The sequence below is a fragment of the Lentzea sp. NPDC102401 genome, assembly GCF_044765805.1.
Lineage (GTDB): Bacteria > Actinomycetota > Actinomycetes > Mycobacteriales > Pseudonocardiaceae > Lentzea > Lentzea sokolovensis.
This window is the reverse complement of sequence record NZ_JBIWKS010000003.1, coordinates 163,087-181,467: the sequence shown is the minus strand read 5'-3', so window position 1 is coordinate 181,467 and position 18,381 is coordinate 163,087. Positions and strand designations below refer to the sequence as shown.

Genomic DNA, 18,381 nt, shown 5'->3' with positions numbered 1-18,381 from the left:
GGCGTGAGCCTGCGGTAGTTTCCGCACATCACTGGGGACTCGGGGGGACCGTTGTCCGGAAGATCGATCAGTCGTGCCGTGCTCAGAATCGGCGCGTTGACCACCGTCGCGGTGCTGACGTTCAGCACCGCCGCGTTCGCGCAGGACGAGCCTACGAGCGCACTGCCAACGGCAACAACGCCACCGCCGCCATCCTCGGAAGCGACGCCGCCACCTCCAGTCACAGTGGCGGCGGCCACCGGCAGCATCTCCGGTGTCGTCTACCTGGACAAGAACGGCAACAGGCAGCAGGACGCGGGGGAGGCGGCTGCCGGCACCGCTGTCGTGATCGCCGGCACCGACCACCGCGCGACCGTCGACGGGGAGGGCCGGTTCACCCTTCAGGACCTCCCGCCCGGCGTCTACCGCCCGGACTACCTGCTGGACGACGAGTGGACCGTGCACACCGTCGGGGCGGACGGCGACCCGATCACGGTCGAAGCGGGCAAGACCGCCCAGGTCGTGGCTCGCGGGGAACGGCCGTACAGCGAACAGCTCTCCGCGACCGCGACGCTCGACCGCGACGGCTACCGCCTCCCGGCCACGGCGACGGTCACGCTGACCCTCACCAACAACACGAAGAACAAGATCAGCAACATTCGGGCTCGGTGCGACCACCAGAGCCATCCTTATGCGCTCGGCCGCGGCAAGAACTGGAACGTGCTGACGACCAACGGTGTTTCGCTCGAAGCAGGTGAGCGGCGCACGATCAAGGTCGAGGAGGAGGTCCCGCGGGGTGCCGGCAAGGCGGGCAGAGTCACGCTCGACTGCGTCTTCGGGCCGAACCCCGACTGGAACGGCGGCGCGTGGGCTCGGGCCGTCGCGACGGTCTCCAGCAGCACCAACTTTGCGATGGTGGTCGGCGACGACAAGAACGCGGACGGCCGCGTCGACGGCGAAGAGGCCATCAGCGATGTGACGGTCGCGCTGGTGGACCCGCGAGAGGGCTGGGTTTCCGAGGGCACGAGCGGCGCGGACGGAAGGATCGAGTTCCCCGGCGTCGAACCCGGTGTCTACCGGGCGGTGGTCCTCGGGGGATGGGCACTTCGCGACTCAGGCCAGGAGCGGGTGGAGATCACCGAGCAGGGCGGCTTCGACTACGGGTTCCTGAAGCGCGTGAGTCCTGCGGATGTGCGCGCCTCGGTCAAGCTTGGAAAGCAGCGTTACGAGTCGCACGAGTCGGTCAGCCTGGACCTGACGATCACGAACGTCGGCGGCAACTCCGCCGATCGGGTCGGTGTGCTGCTCCGCGGGTTGGACGTTCCCGAGGACGAGTGGGGCGATCTCGCGCGGTCGAGCCACTCCGTCGTGCGACTCGCACCAGGGGAGTCCCGCACGTTCAGCGTCACGGGCAGGATCAGCGACCTGCAGGACGGCAAGCTGGTGGTCGAGGGTGACGTGTCCTTCCTGGGGCGGCAGGAGACCCATGACAGCGGCTTCCGCGGCGAGGCCGAGGTCGTGGAGACCCGTGGCGAGATCATCGGCGTGGTCTACACCGACAAGAACGGCAACGGGCGGCAGGATCCGGGCGAGGCCGCGCCTGATGTCGTGGTGGAGGCCAACGGCGGTCCGTCGTTCGACTACCTCACGACCACGACGGACGCGAACGGCGCCTTCACCTTCAAGGACGCGCCGTCCGGCGAGTACTGGATCAGCTACACGCTGGCGGACGGGTGGCTCGTGCACGATGAGGCCAACCCGGAGTCGATCTGGGTGGAGCCAGGGGCACCCGCCCGGCTCACCGTGCGCGCGGATCGTCCGTACGACGAGTTGATCAACGCGAAGATGGTGTTCGAGAAGGACACCTACATGGTCGGTGAGATCGCCAAGGTCGTGATCACGCTGAAGAACGTCTCCGATCGCGAGATCAGCGGCGTCCAGGCGAGGTGCAACCCGCTCAGCCATCAAGATCAACTCGGTGGACTCCGCGGGCGCATGCCGGAGGGCTGGGGCGACCTCCGCACGGACGCCAAGGGCGTGACGCTCGTTCCAGGAGAGACGAAGACGATCACCGTTATCGAGCCGGTGCCCGCCTACACGCGTTTCAAGCAGAAGGTGGCCGTGGGCTGCGCTTTCGCGCCGAACGCCAAGTTCAACACCGACGGCGCGTGGTCCCTCGACCTGGCCGACGTTCTCGTCGGGGTGGGTGCGGTGAAGGGCAGGGTCGCGCATGACCGCAACAACAACGGGGTCGTCGACCCTGGCGAGGCTCTCGCAGGCGTCCGGGTTCTGCTGCTCACCGACAGGGAGTACGGCCTGCAGGTCGCCGACACGCTCTCCGACTCCGACGGGACCGTGCGGTTCGACCGCATGCCGACCGGTGAGTTCTGGGCAGGGATCGACGGGCCGTGGAAGTTCGAGGGCGAAACCGGCCACGTGGACGTCAGGCTCGACGAGGTCGTGCAACGCGACTTCTTCGTCGTGCCGGACCCGCACGCCACGCCACCACCCGCCGAGCAGCACTCCGGCGGGAGCAAGGCGCTCGCCAGGACCGGCGCCAGCGTGCTGGGACTCGGCGCGCTCGCCGCGCTCCTGGTGGCGTTCGGCTTCGGCGCTCGTGTCGCAGGCCGCCGCAGGACCTCTTGACACAACAGCAGGCCGGGCGGACAGCAGTCGATCTGCCACCCGCCCTGCCTGAGTTCGTGCACCGTGGGCCAGAGTTCAGCCTGCGGCGGGAAGTGCAGCCACACTCGCTCGTCAGCGTCGCGACGGATCCCGATCTGCTGGTTCGCTTGATGGACAAAGGATTCACCGCGTTCACCGAGCCGTTGGAGCCTGGGGAACCGGCCGATCGCGAGGTTCCAGGAGAGCCTCTGATGGCAGGTTGCACTCCGTGTCACACCGACCGCTCCCGTCCGGGCGCCCGAATGCGCAACGTCACGTCACGAGCGGAATGTTGACGTTGTGAACGTCTTCCTCGATGTGCGGTTCGTCCGGTACCTTGCGCGAGTCTGCTGGACGCGTGCGGGGGCTTGAACGTCCGCAGACCATCATCACTTGGGGTTCTTGGGGGATCCATTGTCTGAAAGATCGGTCAGCCGCGCCCTGCTCAGAGCCGGCGCCTTGGCCACGGCTGTCGTCTTGGCGTTCGGCGGCACGCCCGCCGCGTTCGCGCAGGACGACCCGACGAGTACCTCGCCGGTGCCGACGGAGACGTCCACGCCGACGACGGAGCCCGCTCCGACGTCGAGCGAGTCCGCACCACCCTCCTCCACGCCGACTGGTGAGTCGACTCAGCCGACCGAGTCGACTCAGCCGACGACCGAGACTTCCGTCGCGCCGGTCGAGACGCCCAAGGCCGCCGTCGGCAAGTTCACGGTCAAGTTCATTCACGACAAGGACGGCGACTCCTGGGACGACCCGGGTGAGGAGATCGTCGGTCTCAAGGTCGCCGTGCTGAACCAGGCCACCGGCACCAAGGCCGCCGACTTCGTGAGCGGACCGGACGGCAAGATCGTGTTCACCGGGATTCCGGCCGGGCAGTACTGGGGTGTGTTCGACAACGCCTGGAAGCTGCGGGGTGGCCAGGGCGGCATGCCGGTGCACGTCCCGGAGTCCGACACAGGTGGCGGCGCCATTTACTTCATGGAGCCGGGAACGTCCGCCGCCGACCTGCGCGGCTCGTTGACGTTCGAGAAGTCGAGCTACGAATCGCACGAGACGGTCCGCATGACGGCGACCGTCACCAACATCGGTGGTCAGACCGCCCAGCACGCCAAGCTGATGGGGTCGCTGTTCGCCGTGGAGACCGCTGAAGAGCAGTGGGGCGACTTCGGCTGGCGCGGTGCCGGTGTCGAAATGGCCTCTGGCGAGTCACGCACGTTCCAGGTCTCCGGTCCGATCCGCAACATCATGGACGGCAAGGTGCGGCCGTCGACCACCATCGAGTGGGACGGCCGGCCGAACCCGTGCCAGTGCGGACTCTCGGGCGAAGTCACCGTCGTGCAGACCAAGGGCGAGATCTCGGGACTCGCCTACACCGACAAGAACCGCAACGGACACCAGGACGCGGGCGAGGCCGCCGCGGGCGTCGTGGTCGAGACCAACGGTGGTGCGCCGTACGGCTACTTCAAGACCACCACGGACGCGGACGGTCGTTACGTGTTCAAGGACCTGCCGTCGGGTGACTACTACGTCGGCTACACCTTCGCCGATGGCTGGGTCGTGCACTCGGATGGCACGGACTCGAAGGTCCGCGTGCAGCCGGGCGCACCGGTCCACCTCACGGCTCGCGGTGAGCGTCCCTACCACGAGTCGCTCAGCGCGACGCTGACTCTCGACAAGGACGTGTACCAGGTCGACGAGGATGCCAGGATCACGATCACTCTGACCAACTCGGGTGACCGGGAGATCAGCGGCATCACGGCGGCCTGCAACGGCGTCGGCGACGAGAACCACCTCGGTGGCACCCCCAGCCGTCCCATGCCAGAGGGCTGGGGCGACTTGCGCTACACCTTGGGGGTGGCGGTCGGTCCCGGTGAGACCAAGACGTTCGTCGTGGTCGAGAAGGTGCCGGCTGCGGCGCTCGGCGTCGGCAGCGTCATCGCCTCGTGCTCTTTTGCGCCGAAGGCCGGTTGGAACATGGATGGTGCGAACGCCGGCGACACCGCACGCGTTCCTGGTGGCTTCGGCTCGCTGATCGGCGAGCTCTACCACGACCGCAACGGCAACTTCCGGATCGACGACGGTGAGGCCATCGCCAACACCCGGCTCCTGCTCCGCGATCGCGAGCTGGGCGTGGACGTCGCCGGGACGATCTCGGACGCCACGGGCAACGTGCGCTTCGACAAGGTGCCGGCCGGGGACTTCTGGGCCCATGTCGACGGGCCGTGGAAGTTCGAGGGCGAGTGGAGTGGCCACGTGCAGGTCCGAGCAGGCAGTGAGTCGCGCAGCGGCTTCCCCGTCGTGCCGGACGTGCAGCCGCCTCCCGGTGGTGCCGACGCGACCCCTGTCGCCGGTTCCGTTGGTGGCGGCACAGGGGATGCTCTCGCCAAGACCGGCGCGTCCGTGCTGGGCCTCGGCCTGGTCGGCGCGCTGCTGGTGGCCTTCGGCTTCGGCGCCAGCGTTGTAGGGCGGCGTCGCACGGCGTAACTGAAAGTCCACCAGCAGGCCCGGCACTCACGCTGAGTGCCGGGCCTGCTGTCATAAGCGCCACACTTCGCCGTCCCGAGTGGAGTGTTAGCGTCGCTAACCAGTGGGTACGGGGGTGGACATGACGGTCTGGGAAGCAGTCGCGGTGGTGATCGCGGGTGTGTTCGCAGGCGGCATCAACACCGTCGTCGGCAGCGGCACGCTCGTGACGTTCCCCGTGTTGCTCGCCGTCGGCTATCCGCCCGTGGTCGCGAACGTGTCCAACAGCCTCGGCCTCGTGCCCGGTTCGCTGTCCGGCGCGTGGGGCTACCGCGAGGAGCTCAAGGGGCAGGGGGACCGCGTCAAGCGGTTGCTGCCCGCCTCGATCCTCGGTGGCATCATCGGCGCGATCCTGCTGGTCACGTTGCCCGCCAAGGCGTTCACCGCGATCGTGCCGGTGCTGATCGTGATCGCGCTGGTGCTCGTGGTCATCCAGCCGTGGCTCAACCGCAAGCTCTCGCACCGGCGCAGTGAGAACGACGGTGGCGTGCTGCTGTGGTTCGGCGTCTTCGCCGCGGGCATCTACGGCGGCTACTTCGGTGCCGCGCAGGGCGTGCTGGTCATGGGGATCATGGGCGTGCTCGTCAGCGAGCACCTGCAGCGGATGAACGCGCTGAAGAACGTGCTGACCGCGTTCGTGAACCTCGTCGCGGGCGTCATGTTCATCTTCATCGCCGACGTGGCGTGGCTGGTCGTGCTGCTGCTCGCCGTCGGGTCCGTGGTCGGTGGCCAGATCGGCGCCAAGATCGGCCGCAAACTCCCACCCGCCGTGTTGCGCGGCGTCATCGTGGTGGTGGGAGTCGCGGCGATCGTTCAGCTGCTCATGAAGTGAACGCGCGGGCGGCGGCCAGGAAGGCGTCGTTCTCGTCCGGCTCACCGATCGTCACGCGGGCACCCTCGCCGACGAAGGCGCGCACGACGATCTTGTGCGCCAGGCAGTGCTCGTTGAACGCGGCCGTGCGCTCGCCCAGCGGCAGCCACACGAAGTTCGCCTGGGTCTCCGGCACCTCGAAGCCCATCGCGAGCAGTTCGCCGCGCACGCGACCTCGTTCCGCCACGATCGCGCGGCAGCGGACCATCAGCTCGTCCTCGGCGTCCAGCGAGGCCATCGCGGCCACCTGTGCCAACGCGTTCACGGAGAACGGCACGTAGACCTTGCGCAGCACGTCGGCGACGACTGGCGGCGCGACCGCGTAACCGATCCGCAGGCCCGCGAGGCCGTATGCCTTGGAGAACGTCCGCAGCACCGCGACGTTGTTGTGGCCGGCGGCCCACTGCTGCTTCGCGAGCTCGACACCGTCCGGGACGTGCGCGTCGTCGACGAACTCCTTGTAGGCCTCGTCGAGCACCACGAGCACGTCACGCGGCACCTTCGCGATGAACGCCTCGATCTCCTCGGTGCGCAGCGCGGTGCCCGTCGGGTTGTTCGGGTTGCAGACGAAGACCATCCGCGTGTTCGGCGTGATCGCCGCGAGCATCGCGTCCAGGTCGTGCGTGTGCTCCGAGTTCAACGGCACGCGGATCTGCCGTGCGCCCGCCACGTGCGTGACGATCGGGTAGGCCTCGAAGGACCTCCACGCGAACAGCACCTCGTCGCCGTCGGCGCAGGTGGCCTGGACGAGCTGCTGGCACAGGGTCACCGAGCCGCAGCCGATCGCCAGGTGGTCGGCCGGCACGCCGAGTTTGTCGGCCAGCCGCCCGGTGAGTTCGACGGCGCCCGAGTCGGGGTACCTGTTGATGCTGGCGGCCGCCTCGGAGATCGCTTTGACGACGCTCGGCAGCGGTCCGGCGGACACCTCGTTGCTCGCGAGCTTGATGGCGCCGGGGATGCTCTTGCCGGGCACGTAGGACGGCAGGGACGCCAGGTCAGCGCGGGTTCGCACGGTCATGTCCCCGATCCTCGCATTGCTCCGTCCGATTGGTCACGTTGACTGGAGTTCACCCCGTCGTGGAAGGGTAGGACGATGACGAGTACCCGCATCGAGACGCTTTCCCTCACCGACGGCCGTGAGCTGCGGGTGACGATCGCCGAACCCGACTCCGCCGTGCGGGGCGGCCTCGTGGTGCTGCACGAGGCGCGTGGCATCACCGCGGGCGTGCGCACGCTCGTCAGCAGCCTCGCCGACGAGGGCTGGCTCGCGATCGCGCCGCACCTCTACAACGAGGACCGCGTGCACGGCGACGACATCAAGGACCAGGTCAGCAAGCTCTCCGGCGACCGCCTGCTCGCGGACACCGACGTCGCGTTCGTCTGGCTGGGCCAGCAGGGCGTGAGCGCCGACCAGATGGGTGTGGTCGGGTTCGACATCGGCGGCACCGTCGCCATGGTGGTCGCCGCCAGTCGCACGATCGGCGCCGCGGTCACGGTGCAGGCGCCCGGCATCCTCGAACCGCTCTCCGACGGCCTTCCCGCGCTGGTGGACGTGGCCGGCGACCTCACGTGCCCGTGGCTTGGAATCTTCAGCGACGAGGACTCGGAAGAAGTGAGCAAGCTTCGCGATGCTGTGATCAGCTCCGAAACCGCGTCCGATCTGGTCCGTTTCAACGTTTCCAGTGACGAAGCGTGGGTTCGTGCGTTGAACTGGTTCGACGCACACATGAGGTAAGGGTCTTTACGGCGGATTGGAACCGAACCGTCGTCCGGGTACATCTAAGGAGTGCTTCGGACGGCTGACTGGGTGTAGCAGTGAGTAACGCCCAGTGCTGCGGTGACGAGTTATATGCAGTGCAGGGGGTTATGACGGATGGCTGAAGGCACGGGGACAGGGACCACCGGAACGACTGGCGCGGACACCCCGCCGGTGACACCCGACGTCACGACGTCGGTCACCGCGCCGATCACGGCTGAACAGCTGGCGGCGGCGAAACCTGTTCTCCAGCAGGGTCTGCAGGTGGACAAGGCGGAGGCGAGCAACGCCGCGGCCAAGCTCGACGCGGCGGCGGACAGCGGCAAGCTGACGCTCGACGTCGACGCCGCGGACGCGTTGATCAAAGCCGTCGATGCGGCCCGGGACCAGGTGATGGACCTGTGGAAGCGCGCGACCGATCAGCTCGCCACACCGTTGCAGCTGGGGGAGAACCCAGTCGCGAAGGCGATCAGCGCGCGGTTCTCCGACCTGGCGGTCGGTGAGGACTCGGGCGCCGCGAAGGCGTTGCTGGACCTCTTCAAGGTCCTCGACGACATCAGCAACGCCCTGAGCCGCAACCGCGACACCATCCGCGATGCCGACGAAGAAGCCGAGAAGTCGATGAAGAACGCCGGGGGGTCCTGGTGAGTCACGGATCGCACGACAACAAGGGCAACGGCGACAAGGGCAACAAGTCGTCGAACCACCACGATGACGATGACAAGTACGACCGCAGCGACCTGCACGAGCCGGTCGACTGGATGACGTACACGCACGAGCAGCTCTACAACATGGTGCACACGGGCGTGAACCTCGCCGGTGCGCAGGCCGCCGCCACGAACTGGCAGAAGATCGGCGAGGACATCGCCGGTGTCCGGACGAGCCTGCTCAAGGCCGTCGAGGACTCGTCCGTCGGCTGGGACAGCGAGTCCGCGCGGCTCGCGCGCGACGGCCTGACCGAGGTCACCAACTGGGTCGACGACACCGCGAACTACGCGACGAAGGTGTCGGCCGCGATCACGACCGAGACCAGCAACGTCGAGGCCGCGCGTGCCGCGATGCCGCCGCCTCCCCAGGCGCCCGCGGCACCGGTGCCCGCGGACACGAAGCTGCCCACGCCGATCCTGAGCCCGCGGGACCGCCTCGTGATGGTCGACCAGGTCGACGGTTTCAGTGCGACGAGCCTGCAGAACCCGGCACTGGTCGCCAAGAACCCCAGCGCGTTCGCGGGCTTCGAGACCGTCGGCACCAGCCCTGTCGAGACCCTCGCGGCCAACGACGCCCAGCACCGCCTCGCGGCGGACGTGATGGCGGCGTTCCAGCGCAACTCGGCCGCGGTCGACCAGACCGTGCCCGCGCAGTTCACGCCTCCGGTGAACCCGATCAACCCGACGCCGACCGGCACGGATCTCACCAACCGCTCGCACACGGGGCCGGACGGCACCAATGCCGGTGGCGCCGGTGGTGCTGTCGCGACCGGCACGCAGAACCAGAACCGCGGCACCACGAACGCGTCCTCGCGCGGTGGTGGCGCCGGCGGGTTCGGTGGTGGTGCGGGTCGTGGTGGCGCCGGCGGATTCGGCGGATTCGGTGGCGGCATGGCTCGTCCGTTCGGCTCCAACTCCGGCAACCAGGGCTCCGGTGGCGGTAGCGCTGGTGGCGCGGCCGCGTCCGGTGGTGGCTCGGCCGGCGTGAGCGAGGGCTCGCGCGGCGGTGGCGTCGGTGGTGCGGCGGCTGCCTCGGCGACGCCCGGCAACACGACCAAGGCGTTCCAGAACCCGCTAGCGATGGGTGGCGCGCCGATGGCCGGTGCCCCCGTGGCGGGCGGCGGCCAGAACGACTCGAAGGAACACAAGACGGCGAGCTACCTGGAAGAGGACGACAACGTCTTCGGCCTGGACCGCAAGGCGGCCCCGCCGGTGATCGGTCAGTGAGAGAACGCCAGTTCACGGTGAGCTCGCAGGAGTTCTTCCTGCTCTGGCAAGCCGTGCACGGCGAGGACCGCGTCGTGCCGCTCGGAACGCCCCACTTCGGGGCCACCCGAGCGGCGCGGCAGCGTCTCGTCGAAGAAAGCTCGCAGACGTTGCAGGCTCGGCGGTTGGGGACCGTGCAACGTCCGGATCCCGACCTCCGCGCGTTGGTCAGCGGCCTCGGCGAGTTCGACCGCGCGCTGGAGATCGCGTACTTCAAGGGCACCGAACTGGCACGCGGCATCGCCTGCGCGGGCTGGGGCGGCTCCTTCGCCGCCCGCGTGAACGGCGAGGTGCACCTGTACCCGTTCCACCCGACGTCGCTGGCCTCGGCCACGGTGTCATCGTTGCCAGGCCTCGCGCCGGGCGTGGGGCGCTCCGTGAACGTGCGCTGGGACGACTACGTCCGCGCAGGTCAGGCGGGTGAGCAGGAGGGCAAGGAAGCGTTCCTGGACGTCCTGCGCGGCGTCGGCGTCCGCGAGCCCGAGGCACACAACCTGATGCGCATCGTCACGTCCCGCATCGGCGGCGGCGAACTGGGCCTGACCGCCCGCAACCGCGACGGCGTGCCCCGCCCGACCGGTCGTTCGGTCTCGTGGCTCGACACGCGCGAGGGCCGCTACCTCCTGCGCAGGCAGGACGGCTGGCTGGTGCTGGCTCCCGCCGACGCCTCCCGCCTGACCAGCGCCGTCGACGAACTGATCGCGGCGGGATAGTTCCACACCGGTGGGCTACCGCAAGTCCGCCAATCACACATGGACGTTCGGTTGTGCCTCAGTTAGACATGGGGCATGACCGACACCGACGTCGAACTGCTGTGGCGCCCGGACCCCACAAGGGACAACGGGATGTCCGCTTTCCGGACGTGGCTCTCTGGCCACGGCCATGACCTCCCCGACTACGAGTCGCTGTGGGAGTGGTCAGTCTCAGACCTCGAAGGGTTCTGGGGCGCCATAGCTTCGTACTTCGACGTCCAGTTCCACACGTCGCCTGAACGCGTCCTGGGGTCCACGGAGATGCCTGGCGCCGAGTGGTTCCCCGGCGCGACGCTGAACTACGCCGAGCACGCGCTGCGACGCGGTGCCGACGACGACCTGGCCGTGATCTTCCATCGCGAAGACGGCGTTGCTTCTTCTTTGACGTTCCGGGCGCTTCGTTCCCGCGTGGCCGCTTTCCGGGCCGCACTGGCCTCTCTGGGCGTCTCCGCGGGCGACCGGGTGGTCGCGCTCGTCCCGAACGCCCCCGAAGCCCTCATCGCCTTCCTGGCGGCCGCCTCGCTCGGTGCCACGTGGTCGTCTTGCTCCCCGGACTTCGGCGCCAGGGCCGTCGCCGACCGCTTCACCCAGATCGAGCCCGCGGTGTTCGTCGCGGTCTCCGGCTACGTCTACAACGGACGTTCCTTCGACTGCCGCCCGGTGGTCGAGGAGATCCGCGCGCAACTGCCCGGCCTGCGCGCCACGGTCCTGATCGACTACCTGGACAACGGCGCCTCTCTGCCGGACACGCTGTCGTTCTCCGAGCTGGTGTCCGCGCATGAGGGTGCCGCGCTGGAGTTCACGCCGGTGCCGTTCGACCACCCGCTCTGGGTGCTCTACTCGTCCGGCACCACGGGCCTGCCCAAGGGCATCGTCCAGGGCCACGGCGGCATCGTCCTGGAACACCTCAAGATGCTCGGCCTGCACAGCGACCTCGGCCCCGGCGACCGCTTCTTCTGGTTCACCACCACGGGCTGGATGATGTGGAACTACCTGGTGGGCGCCCTCATGGTCGGCACCACCATCGTCCTGTACGACGGCAGCCCGGCGTTCCCGTCGCTGAACACGTTGTGGCACTTGGCCGAACAACACCGCGTCACCTACTTCGGCACCTCGGCCCCGTACGTCCAGTCGTGCCTGAAGGAAGGCCTCGACCCGTCGTCCCGCTACGACCTGACGGGACTGCGCGTGGTCGGCTCGACCGGCGCACCGCTGACCCCGGAAGGCTTCCGCTGGATCGCCTCCGCCGTGGGCAAGGACGTCCAGATCGCCTCGGTCTCCGGCGGCACCGACGTCTGCACCGCGTTCGTGGCAGCCTCCCCGGACCGCCCGGTCTGGCTCGGCGAACTCTCCTGCCGCTCCCTGGGCGCCGCGGTCCACGCCTACGACGAGGCCGGCAACACCCTGGAAAACGAGGTCGGCGAACTGGTGATCACCAAGCCGATGCCGTCCATGCCGGTCTTCTTCTGGGGCGACGAAGACGGCTCGAAGCTGCGCGACGCGTACTTCGACACATATCCGGGAATCTGGCGCCACGGCGACTGGATCCGCATCACCCCACGAGGCTCGGCGGTGATCTACGGCCGCTCCGACTCCACCCTGAACCGAGGTGGCGTCCGCATGGGCACCTCGGAGTTCTACCGCGTCGTGGAGTCCATCGACGGCATCGTCGACTCCCTGGTCATCGACACCTCGGGCGTCACAGAAGGCGAACTGCTCTGCTTCGTCGTCCTGGACGGCGTCACGCTGGCCGACGTGGAACCGTTGCTACGCCGTGAATTGCGCGCATCCCTCTCACCCCGCCACGTCCCGAACCGGTTCGTCGCCGTGGCCGAGATCCCGAGGACCCTGAACGGCAAGAAGTGCGAGGTCCCGGTCAAGAAGATCCTCGCGGGCATGGACCCGGACCGAGCCGTCAGCCGAGGCGCACTCCGCAATCCCGAGTCCCTCCAACCGTTCCTGGAACTGGCCGCGGAATGATCTAGGTCACTTCGTCCGCGGTGACCAGGCGTTTAACGCCCCTCTCCACCTCTCTGAACGTGCTCTGACCAGCAGGTTCAGGGTTAGGAGGGGGGCGTTTTGCAACTCGGATGACGACCTGTGTAACCTATGTCCCGTGGCCGAGGATGGTCCCGGGAGGCTTCGCCTAGTCTGGTCTATGGCGCCGCACTGCTAATGCGGTTTGGGGTAACCCCCCATCCCGGGTTCAAATCCCGGAGCCTCCGCAAGGCCGAGCCTCTAGGGGATCGGTTATAATTGAATACACGCGCTCGTAGCTCAACGGATAGAGCATCTGACTACGGATCAGAAGGTTGCAGGTTCGAATCCTGCCGAGCGCACTGACTCAGGGCCCTGTGGAAACGTTTCCACAGGGCCCTGACGCATTTCTGGCTGTGGTGCGGCGATCTGGCTTGCTCCGGGCGCCGACCGGGATCGTGGACAACCCGGACGAGCGGACACTAGCGTTGGGATTCGCCGGTGCGGGGCTTCTCGCACCGGCGAATCCATGTCCGGACAGGCTGATCACGAAAGGCCGGGTTTGGTGAACACCACTGTCGAGCAACAGGTCCGCGAGTACTACGACCACGCTGGACCCGCCTACCACGCGCTCATGGGGCAGTTCTGGCACCACGGGGACCTGGAGGCCGAACGGGCCGGTCTGTCGCCCGAGGACGCGGCGAAGGCGTTGGCGCGCAAGCAGATCGATGCCGCGGGTCTGCATCCTGGCGGGACCGGGCTGGACTTCGGCAGCGGTGTCGGGGGGACGGCGGTCTACATGGCGGAGATCTCCGGGGCGAACGTCGTCGGCATCTCCAACAACGAGTGGCTCTCCGCGCGGGCTCGCGAGTACGCGGCCGAGCAGGGGATGAGTGAGCGGGCCGCGTTTCTGACCGTGGGGGACGAGGACTACAAGTCGCTGATCGCGTGGCCGGACGGGTCGCTCGACATGGTCAGCTTCTACGAGTCCGTGTGTCACCTGCCGGACAAGGCCGCCTTCTTCGCCGCGGCGTTCCGCACCCTCAAACCTGGTGCCTGCCTGGTCGGGGTCGACTGGATTCGGCGGCCGTTCGGTGAGTACCGGTCCGAGGAGCAGATCGCGTCGTTCATCGGGCCGGTGCAGGAGGTCATCTCCATTCCCGAGCTCGGCACGCTGGACGAGTACCGCGAGATGATGTCGGCGTCCGGGTTCGTCATCGAGGCCGCCGAGGATCTCTACCCGGACGTCGAGTGCTGGGGCAGCACGCCGCCGGACGACGGGCAGGGCTGGGGCGAGTACACGGCCGGTGAGAACGACTCCGTGATCCACGACGGGAAGCGCGTGCTCGACGCCGCTCGTGCCGCCGGGGTCTTCTCGGTCGCGCGGTGGGTCGCGCGCAAACCTGGCTGACGGCTGACAGGCCCGGCACGCGCAGGCATGCCGGGCCTGAGACCAGCACGACCGGTCGCCGCTCCACGTATGCCGTTCGGCGCGGGCCGCGGCTGTGACGGGCGCGCGGCGGCTCGCGTGGCCACACTCGAAGCATGGCGATTCTGGCGGGCAAGGCCGTGGTCATCACCGGCGCCGGGCAGGGTTTGGGGCGGGCGTTCGCCACCCACGCGGCGGCCGAGGGGGCTGCGGTGGTGATCAACGACGTGAACGAGTCGCTCGCCAAACAGGTCGCCGACCTCATCACGCTCCAGGGCGGCAAGGCCGTCGTCAGCGCCGGCAGCGTCTCGGACCCCGATCAGGCCGAGGCCGTGGTCGACACCTGCACGGCGGCGTTCGGCAGGATCGACGGGCTCGTCAACAACGCCGGCATCCGCTACCAGGCCGAGATCGGCCAGGACGACCCCCTCAGCATGCGCGAGCTCATCGAGATCAACGTGCTCGGCACCCTCTACTGCACCAACGCCGTGGTCAGGAGCATGCGCGGAGGGTCGATCGTCAACCTCGGCTCGGTCGCGATGGCCGGGCAGCCGACGGCCCTCACCTACAGCGCTTCCAAAGGGGCGGTGGCGAGCATCACGGCCGGGGCGGCGGCGGAACTCCACGAGCGCGGCATCAGAGTCAACGCCGTGTGCCCGGTCGCCTGGACGCGCATGGCTGTGGCCGACACCAAGGCCAAGCCCAGCGGGCCGCCGGAGACGATCGCGCCGCTGGTCACGTACCTGCTGAGCGACCGCGCCGCGAAGGTCACCGGGCAGCTCATCCGGTTCGCCAACGGGCAGTTGCACGTCATGGTGCAGACGTCGCCGAAGGAACCCGTCCTCGAAAACGCCGCGTGGGACGTCGACACGATCGCCGAGGCCTTCGAGCAGCGGCTCGAACCCGAGGACCCCGCCTGGGTCCGTTGGGGTGTCGAAAGGTGACGCACGCCTGATCACCAGGCAGAGTGGCGGCGTGGAGCAGCGGGAGATCATGCAGCGGGCGCTCGGCGTCCTGACGCTCACCTACGACGGCGCCGGATCCAACGACTACCTGCGCATGGCGCTCAAGTCGTTGCAGGAAGGTGTGTTCAGCTACGAGGTCAAGGTCGACGGCGAGCTGAACGAGGCCGGCCAGCAGGCCCTCAAGCAGGCCATGGACCAGGTGCTGTCGCAGTTCGGCTGGTTCACCGCGGGTCTGCTCTACGCCTTCCACGGTGTCGCGCAGGCCTACGAGAACGACTACGAGGAAGCCGACGTGCAGGAGGTCCTGCGTCAGCTCGCGATCAGGCTCGCCGACTGACCAGTTCCGCGCGGACGCCGTCGGAGAACGGCGTCCACGCCTCGACCGCCCACGGCCCGAAACGCAGGTCCGTCAACGCGACACAGGCCCCGGAGATCTCCGGGTCGACCCACAGGAACGTGCCGGACTGCCCGAAGTGGCCGAAAGTCCGCGCGGAAAAAGAAGTGCCGGTCCAGTGCGGCGACTTCGAGTCGCGGATTTCGAAGCCGAGGCCCCAGTCGTTCGGCTTCTGCATGCCATAACCGGGCAGCACGCCGTTCAGGCCGGGGAACACGACCGAAGTCGCCTCGGCCACCAACTCGCGGGACACCAACCGCGGCGACAGCAACTCGGCAGCGAACAACGCCAGGTCAGCGGCACAGGACTCCGCCCCGGCTCCCGCAGAACCGACCAAAGCCGAGGAACTCATCCCCAACGGCGCGAAAACAGCCTCGTGCAAATAGGTCGCGAACGGCATCTCGCACGCCGAACCCACAAACGAAGCCAGCACGTCGAACCCGGCGTTCGAGTAGATCCGGCGGGTGCCGGGAGCGGCCTGCACCTCGGCCTTGTCGAACGCATACCCCGCGGTGTGCGAGATCAGATGCCGCACGGTCGACCCCTCAGGACCCGCCGGCTGGTCCCACTCGACCGCGCCCTCCTCGACGGCCACCAGCACGGCGTACGAGGTCAGCAGCTTCGTCACGGACGCGAGCGGGAACACGCGTTGTTGATCGCCCAACGAGCCGACCACGCCTTCAGGGGCCACCACGGCCACCGCCACGTTCTCGACAGGCCACGACGCCGCCACTTCCACGCTCCGCATGGGACAGACGTTAACGTCAGGGTGTGACAGTCCGGGAACTGATCGTCCTGGGAACGGCCAGCCAGGTTCCCACGCGCCAGCGCAACCACAACGGCTATCTGCTCAGGTGGGACGGCGAGGGCTTCCTCTTCGACCCCGGCGACGGCAGCCAACGGCAACTCCTGCGCTCAGGCGCCGCTGCGAGCGACATCACCCGGATCTGCATCACGCACTTCCACGGCGACCACTGCCTGGGCGTTCCCGGCATCGTCCAGAGGCTGTCCCTGGACCGCGTCCCGCACACCGTCCACGCGCACTACCCGCAGTCGGGCGCCCACTTCTTCGAACGCCTCCGCTACGCCAGCGCCTTCTACGACGCCGCGGACATCAAGGAGGTCCCGGTCGTCGACGACGGCGAGATCGCCAACGGGAAGTTCGGCACGCTGGAGGCCTACCGCCTCGACCACGGCATCGACAGCGTCGGCTACCGCCTGATCGAACCGGACGGCCACCGCATGCTCCCCGAGAAGCTCAAGGAGCACGGCATCCAGGGCCCGCAGGTGCGCACCCTCCAAGTTCAGGGCGAGCTCGACGGCATCCGGCTCGAGGACGTCAGCGAACCCCGCAAGGGCCAGAGGTTCGCGTTCGTCATGGACACCAGGCTCTGCGACAACGTGTTCGAGCTCGCCGACAACGCCGACATGCTCGTGATCGAGTCGACCTACCTCGCCCGCGACACCAGGCTCGCCGGCGACCACGGCCACCTCACCGCCCAGCAGGCCGCCCGCGTCGCGCAGGACTGCCGCGTCCGCAAGCTGGTCCTCACGCACTTCTCCCAGCGCTACGACGACCCCGCCGAGTTCCACGCCGAGGCGGCCGCGGAGTTCGACGGCGAGATCGTCATCGCGAAGGACCTGGACCGGGTGCCGGTGCCGAAGCGAGCCACTGGTCCCTGACGATCTCCGCCAACGCCGACGAACGCGGTTCCCAGCCCAACGCACGCAGCCGTGACGAGTCGGCCCGCAGTGATCGGATCTCACCGGCGTTCGCGGGCTTCCAGGTCACGTCCACGGCCCGTCCCGTCACGTCGGCAACGGTGTCCAGCACGTCCCGCACCGAAGCGGCGGTCGCCCCGACGTTGTAGACCGCCGACGTGCCCACGGAACAAGCCTCCAAAGCCACGACGAAGGCAGCAGCGACGTCGCGTACGTGCACGAAGTCGCGCACGGCCCCACCGTCGCCGTAGACGTCCATCCCGGGCACGGTTCCGGCGGCGCACGCGACAGCCCGGGTGATCACCCGACTGGTGTCAGTGTCACCACCTCCAGCGACGTTGAACAAACGGAGAGTGGTCGCCCCGACCTGTCCGGACTGCGCGGCCCACGCCACGAGGTCCTCCGCGGCGGCCTTGGAGGCGGCGTACGGGGAGGACGGTTCCCTGGCCGATTCCTCGGTCAGGACGGCGTCCGAAGGCCGGTACACCGTGCCAGTCGAAGCGAGCAGGAATCGTTGGCCCTTCAGGGCTTTGAGCAGATTCAGCGTCCCGCCCACGTTCGTCTCGTAGTACGGGAGTGGATCAAGAAACGACTCCCGGACGCGAGCGATCGCGGCCAGGTGGATGACAGCGTCCACATCGGCCAACTCGAACGGCTCCGACAGGCGCTGGCGGGACGGAACTGGTTCATGACCATGAACTCGCAGCTCACGCACCACGGCCTTGCCGACGTACCCAGTGGCGCCGGTCACTAGAACTCGCACAAGTTGACCCTAAAGGTCGACGGAGACCGCGCCGATAACACACGAGTGAGTTACCCCCATCGCGCTGTGCACACGAGCATCGCCGGACTTCTGCACGATCACGCCGTGCACGAGTTCAAGCGGCAGGAGTTCCTGCGCAACGTGGCCGAGATCGTGGGAGCCGCACCCGCGCCCGGTCCCGCAGAGCTCACGGCGCCGTTGCCGTCGATCAACCCCAAGCGCAGCTTCCTCGCCCGCGTTGACCAGGTCCTTCGGGACGCGGCACGCTCGCTCTGAGCAGCGAGATCATCAGCTGATCCACACCTTGCCGGGCCCGCGCCGACGGGCCCGTCGCAAGATTCATCCGGCCGTTGCCGGACCGTGCTTCGACACACATACCGGGTGGCTCTACGCTACGCGTCACCCGGCGATCGCCGGTCACGTCCTCCGCTTCTCTTAAGCGAGTTTTCGGCGATGAATCATGTCCTCTCAGCGCTCAACGAGCGCCTCGGCAGGTTGTTCGGTGACCGGCTGGTAGTTCTGGCCGGCGGCACGCGTCTGGCAAAGCGCGCGCATGAGCTGCATACGCTCGGCGCTCGCCATACGCTCGTGCTCGATACCGACGATCATG

17 protein-coding genes and 2 tRNA genes are annotated in these 18,381 nt (G+C 68.1%); 15 read left to right on the top strand and 4 right to left on the bottom strand.

All coding sequences use genetic code 11. The features are described 5' to 3' along the window. The first annotated feature begins 96 nt into the window (after window positions 1–96). The 3 genes from ACIRG5_RS11445 to ACIRG5_RS11435 all read left to right on the top strand — a co-directional run bounded on the left by ACIRG5_RS11445 (window position 97) and on the right by ACIRG5_RS11435 (window position 6,001). Window positions 97–2,625 (top strand): SdrD B-like domain-containing protein, encoded by a 2,529-nt coding sequence (locus ACIRG5_RS11445; RefSeq protein ID WP_402903569.1) that lies wholly within the window; start codon window positions 97–99, stop codon window positions 2,623–2,625. Window positions 2,626–3,102: 477 nt separating this feature from the next. After that, window positions 3,103–5,130, top strand: a complete 2,028-nt coding sequence (locus ACIRG5_RS11440; protein ID WP_402903566.1) for an SdrD B-like domain-containing protein — start codon at window positions 3,103–3,105, stop codon at window positions 5,128–5,130. A 121-nt stretch (window positions 5,131–5,251) separates the two neighbouring features. Further along, window positions 5,252–6,001, top strand: a complete 750-nt coding sequence (locus ACIRG5_RS11435) for a sulfite exporter TauE/SafE family protein (protein ID WP_402903563.1) — start codon at window positions 5,252–5,254, stop codon at window positions 5,999–6,001. Here ACIRG5_RS11435 and hisC read toward each other — a convergent pair. Continuing rightward, window positions 5,991–7,058, bottom strand: a complete 1,068-nt coding sequence (gene hisC / locus ACIRG5_RS11430; RefSeq protein WP_402903560.1) for a histidinol-phosphate transaminase — start codon at window positions 7,056–7,058, stop codon at window positions 5,991–5,993. The two genes, ACIRG5_RS11435 and hisC, sit on opposite strands and share 11 nt — an antisense overlap. Window positions 7,059–7,133: 75 nt before the next feature. On the opposite strand from hisC, the gene ACIRG5_RS11425 reads away from it, so the two are divergent. From ACIRG5_RS11425 to ACIRG5_RS11380, 10 genes are all read left to right on the top strand, one after another. Further along, window positions 7,134–7,775, top strand: coding sequence for a dienelactone hydrolase family protein (locus tag ACIRG5_RS11425; RefSeq protein WP_319976169.1), 642 nt, complete (start codon window positions 7,134–7,136; stop codon window positions 7,773–7,775). Between the two features lie 138 nt (window positions 7,776–7,913). Continuing rightward, window positions 7,914–8,444, top strand: a complete 531-nt coding sequence (locus ACIRG5_RS11420) for a hypothetical protein (RefSeq protein WP_402903557.1) — start codon at window positions 7,914–7,916, stop codon at window positions 8,442–8,444. Continuing rightward, window positions 8,441–9,730, top strand: a complete 1,290-nt coding sequence (locus tag ACIRG5_RS11415; RefSeq protein ID WP_402903554.1) for a PPE domain-containing protein — start codon at window positions 8,441–8,443, stop codon at window positions 9,728–9,730. Before ACIRG5_RS11420 ends, ACIRG5_RS11415 begins: the two co-directional genes overlap by 4 nt. Next, window positions 9,727–10,482 (top strand): ESX secretion-associated protein EspG, encoded by a 756-nt coding sequence (locus ACIRG5_RS11410; RefSeq protein WP_402903551.1) that lies wholly within the window; start codon window positions 9,727–9,729, stop codon window positions 10,480–10,482. The genes ACIRG5_RS11415 and ACIRG5_RS11410 overlap by 4 nt, the downstream gene beginning before the upstream one ends. 75 nt (window positions 10,483–10,557) lie before the next feature. Continuing rightward, window positions 10,558–12,501, top strand: a complete 1,944-nt coding sequence (locus ACIRG5_RS11405) for an acetoacetate--CoA ligase (protein ID WP_402903548.1) — start codon at window positions 10,558–10,560, stop codon at window positions 12,499–12,501. A gap of 155 nt (window positions 12,502–12,656) precedes the next feature. After that, a tRNA-Ser gene (locus ACIRG5_RS11400) sits at window positions 12,657–12,746 on the top strand. Between the two features lie 41 nt (window positions 12,747–12,787). After that, window positions 12,788–12,860: transfer RNA gene (locus tag ACIRG5_RS11395), tRNA-Arg, on the top strand. Between the two features lie 203 nt (window positions 12,861–13,063). Next, window positions 13,064–13,909: an SAM-dependent methyltransferase gene (locus ACIRG5_RS11390; RefSeq protein ID WP_402903546.1), complete on the top strand. Its 846-nt coding sequence runs from the start codon at window positions 13,064–13,066 to the stop codon at window positions 13,907–13,909. Between the two features lie 134 nt (window positions 13,910–14,043). Further along, the gene (locus tag ACIRG5_RS11385; protein ID WP_402903543.1) at window positions 14,044–14,871 is read left to right on the top strand and encodes an SDR family NAD(P)-dependent oxidoreductase; all 828 of its coding nucleotides are present in this window, start codon (window positions 14,044–14,046) and stop codon (window positions 14,869–14,871) included. Then, window positions 14,858–15,229, top strand: coding sequence for a hypothetical protein (locus tag ACIRG5_RS11380; protein ID WP_402903540.1), 372 nt, complete (start codon window positions 14,858–14,860; stop codon window positions 15,227–15,229). The genes ACIRG5_RS11385 and ACIRG5_RS11380 overlap by 14 nt, the downstream gene beginning before the upstream one ends. Here ACIRG5_RS11380 and ACIRG5_RS11375 read toward each other — a convergent pair. Further along, window positions 15,213–16,034: a serine hydrolase domain-containing protein gene (locus ACIRG5_RS11375; RefSeq protein WP_402903538.1), complete on the bottom strand. Its 822-nt coding sequence runs from the start codon at window positions 16,032–16,034 to the stop codon at window positions 15,213–15,215. The two genes, ACIRG5_RS11380 and ACIRG5_RS11375, sit on opposite strands and share 17 nt — an antisense overlap. A 23-nt stretch (window positions 16,035–16,057) precedes the next feature. Between ACIRG5_RS11375 and ACIRG5_RS11370 the strand changes: the two genes are divergently transcribed. Next, window positions 16,058–16,969: a ribonuclease Z gene (locus tag ACIRG5_RS11370; RefSeq protein ID WP_402903536.1), complete on the top strand. Its 912-nt coding sequence runs from the start codon at window positions 16,058–16,060 to the stop codon at window positions 16,967–16,969. Here the strand turns inward: ACIRG5_RS11370 and ACIRG5_RS11365 are convergent. Beyond that, entirely contained in the window at window positions 16,914–17,771 is an 858-nt protein-coding gene (locus tag ACIRG5_RS11365) for an NAD-dependent epimerase/dehydratase family protein (protein ID WP_402903533.1), read from the bottom strand. The two genes, ACIRG5_RS11370 and ACIRG5_RS11365, sit on opposite strands and share 56 nt — an antisense overlap. 66 nt (window positions 17,772–17,837) lie before the next feature. On the opposite strand from ACIRG5_RS11365, the gene ACIRG5_RS11360 reads away from it, so the two are divergent. Then, window positions 17,838–18,047, top strand: a complete 210-nt coding sequence (locus ACIRG5_RS11360) for a hypothetical protein (protein WP_319976158.1) — start codon at window positions 17,838–17,840, stop codon at window positions 18,045–18,047. Between the two features lie 192 nt (window positions 18,048–18,239). On the opposite strand, the gene ACIRG5_RS11355 is transcribed toward ACIRG5_RS11360, so the two are convergent. Continuing rightward, a complete protein-coding gene (locus ACIRG5_RS11355) occupies window positions 18,240–18,380 on the bottom strand; it encodes a hypothetical protein (protein WP_319976157.1) in 141 nt (46 codons plus the stop codon). Window position 18,381 lies beyond the last annotated feature (1 nt).

What these genes read in the sequence shown, in the direction of transcription:
- ACIRG5_RS11425 (WP_319976169.1), top strand. Translation starts at nt 7,134, where the DNA reads ATGACGAGTACCCGCATCGAGACGCTTTCCCTCACCGACGGCCGTGAG.
- ACIRG5_RS11420 (WP_402903557.1), top strand. Translation starts at nt 7,914, where the DNA reads ATGGCTGAAGGCACGGGGACAGGGACCACCGGAACGACTGGCGCGGAC.
- hisC (WP_402903560.1), bottom strand. Translation starts at nt 7,058, where the DNA reads ATGACCGTGCGAACCCGCGCTGACCTGGCGTCCCTGCCGTCCTACGTG.
- ACIRG5_RS11375 (WP_402903538.1), bottom strand. Translation starts at nt 16,034, where the DNA reads ATGCGGAGCGTGGAAGTGGCGGCGTCGTGGCCTGTCGAGAACGTGGCG.
- ACIRG5_RS11405 (WP_402903548.1), top strand. Translation starts at nt 10,558, where the DNA reads ATGACCGACACCGACGTCGAACTGCTGTGGCGCCCGGACCCCACAAGG.
- ACIRG5_RS11435 (WP_402903563.1), top strand. Translation starts at nt 5,252, where the DNA reads ATGACGGTCTGGGAAGCAGTCGCGGTGGTGATCGCGGGTGTGTTCGCA.
- ACIRG5_RS11385 (WP_402903543.1), top strand. Translation starts at nt 14,044, where the DNA reads ATGGCGATTCTGGCGGGCAAGGCCGTGGTCATCACCGGCGCCGGGCAG.
- ACIRG5_RS11355 (WP_319976157.1), bottom strand. Translation starts at nt 18,380, where the DNA reads ATGATCGTCGGTATCGAGCACGAGCGTATGGCGAGCGCCGAGCGTATG.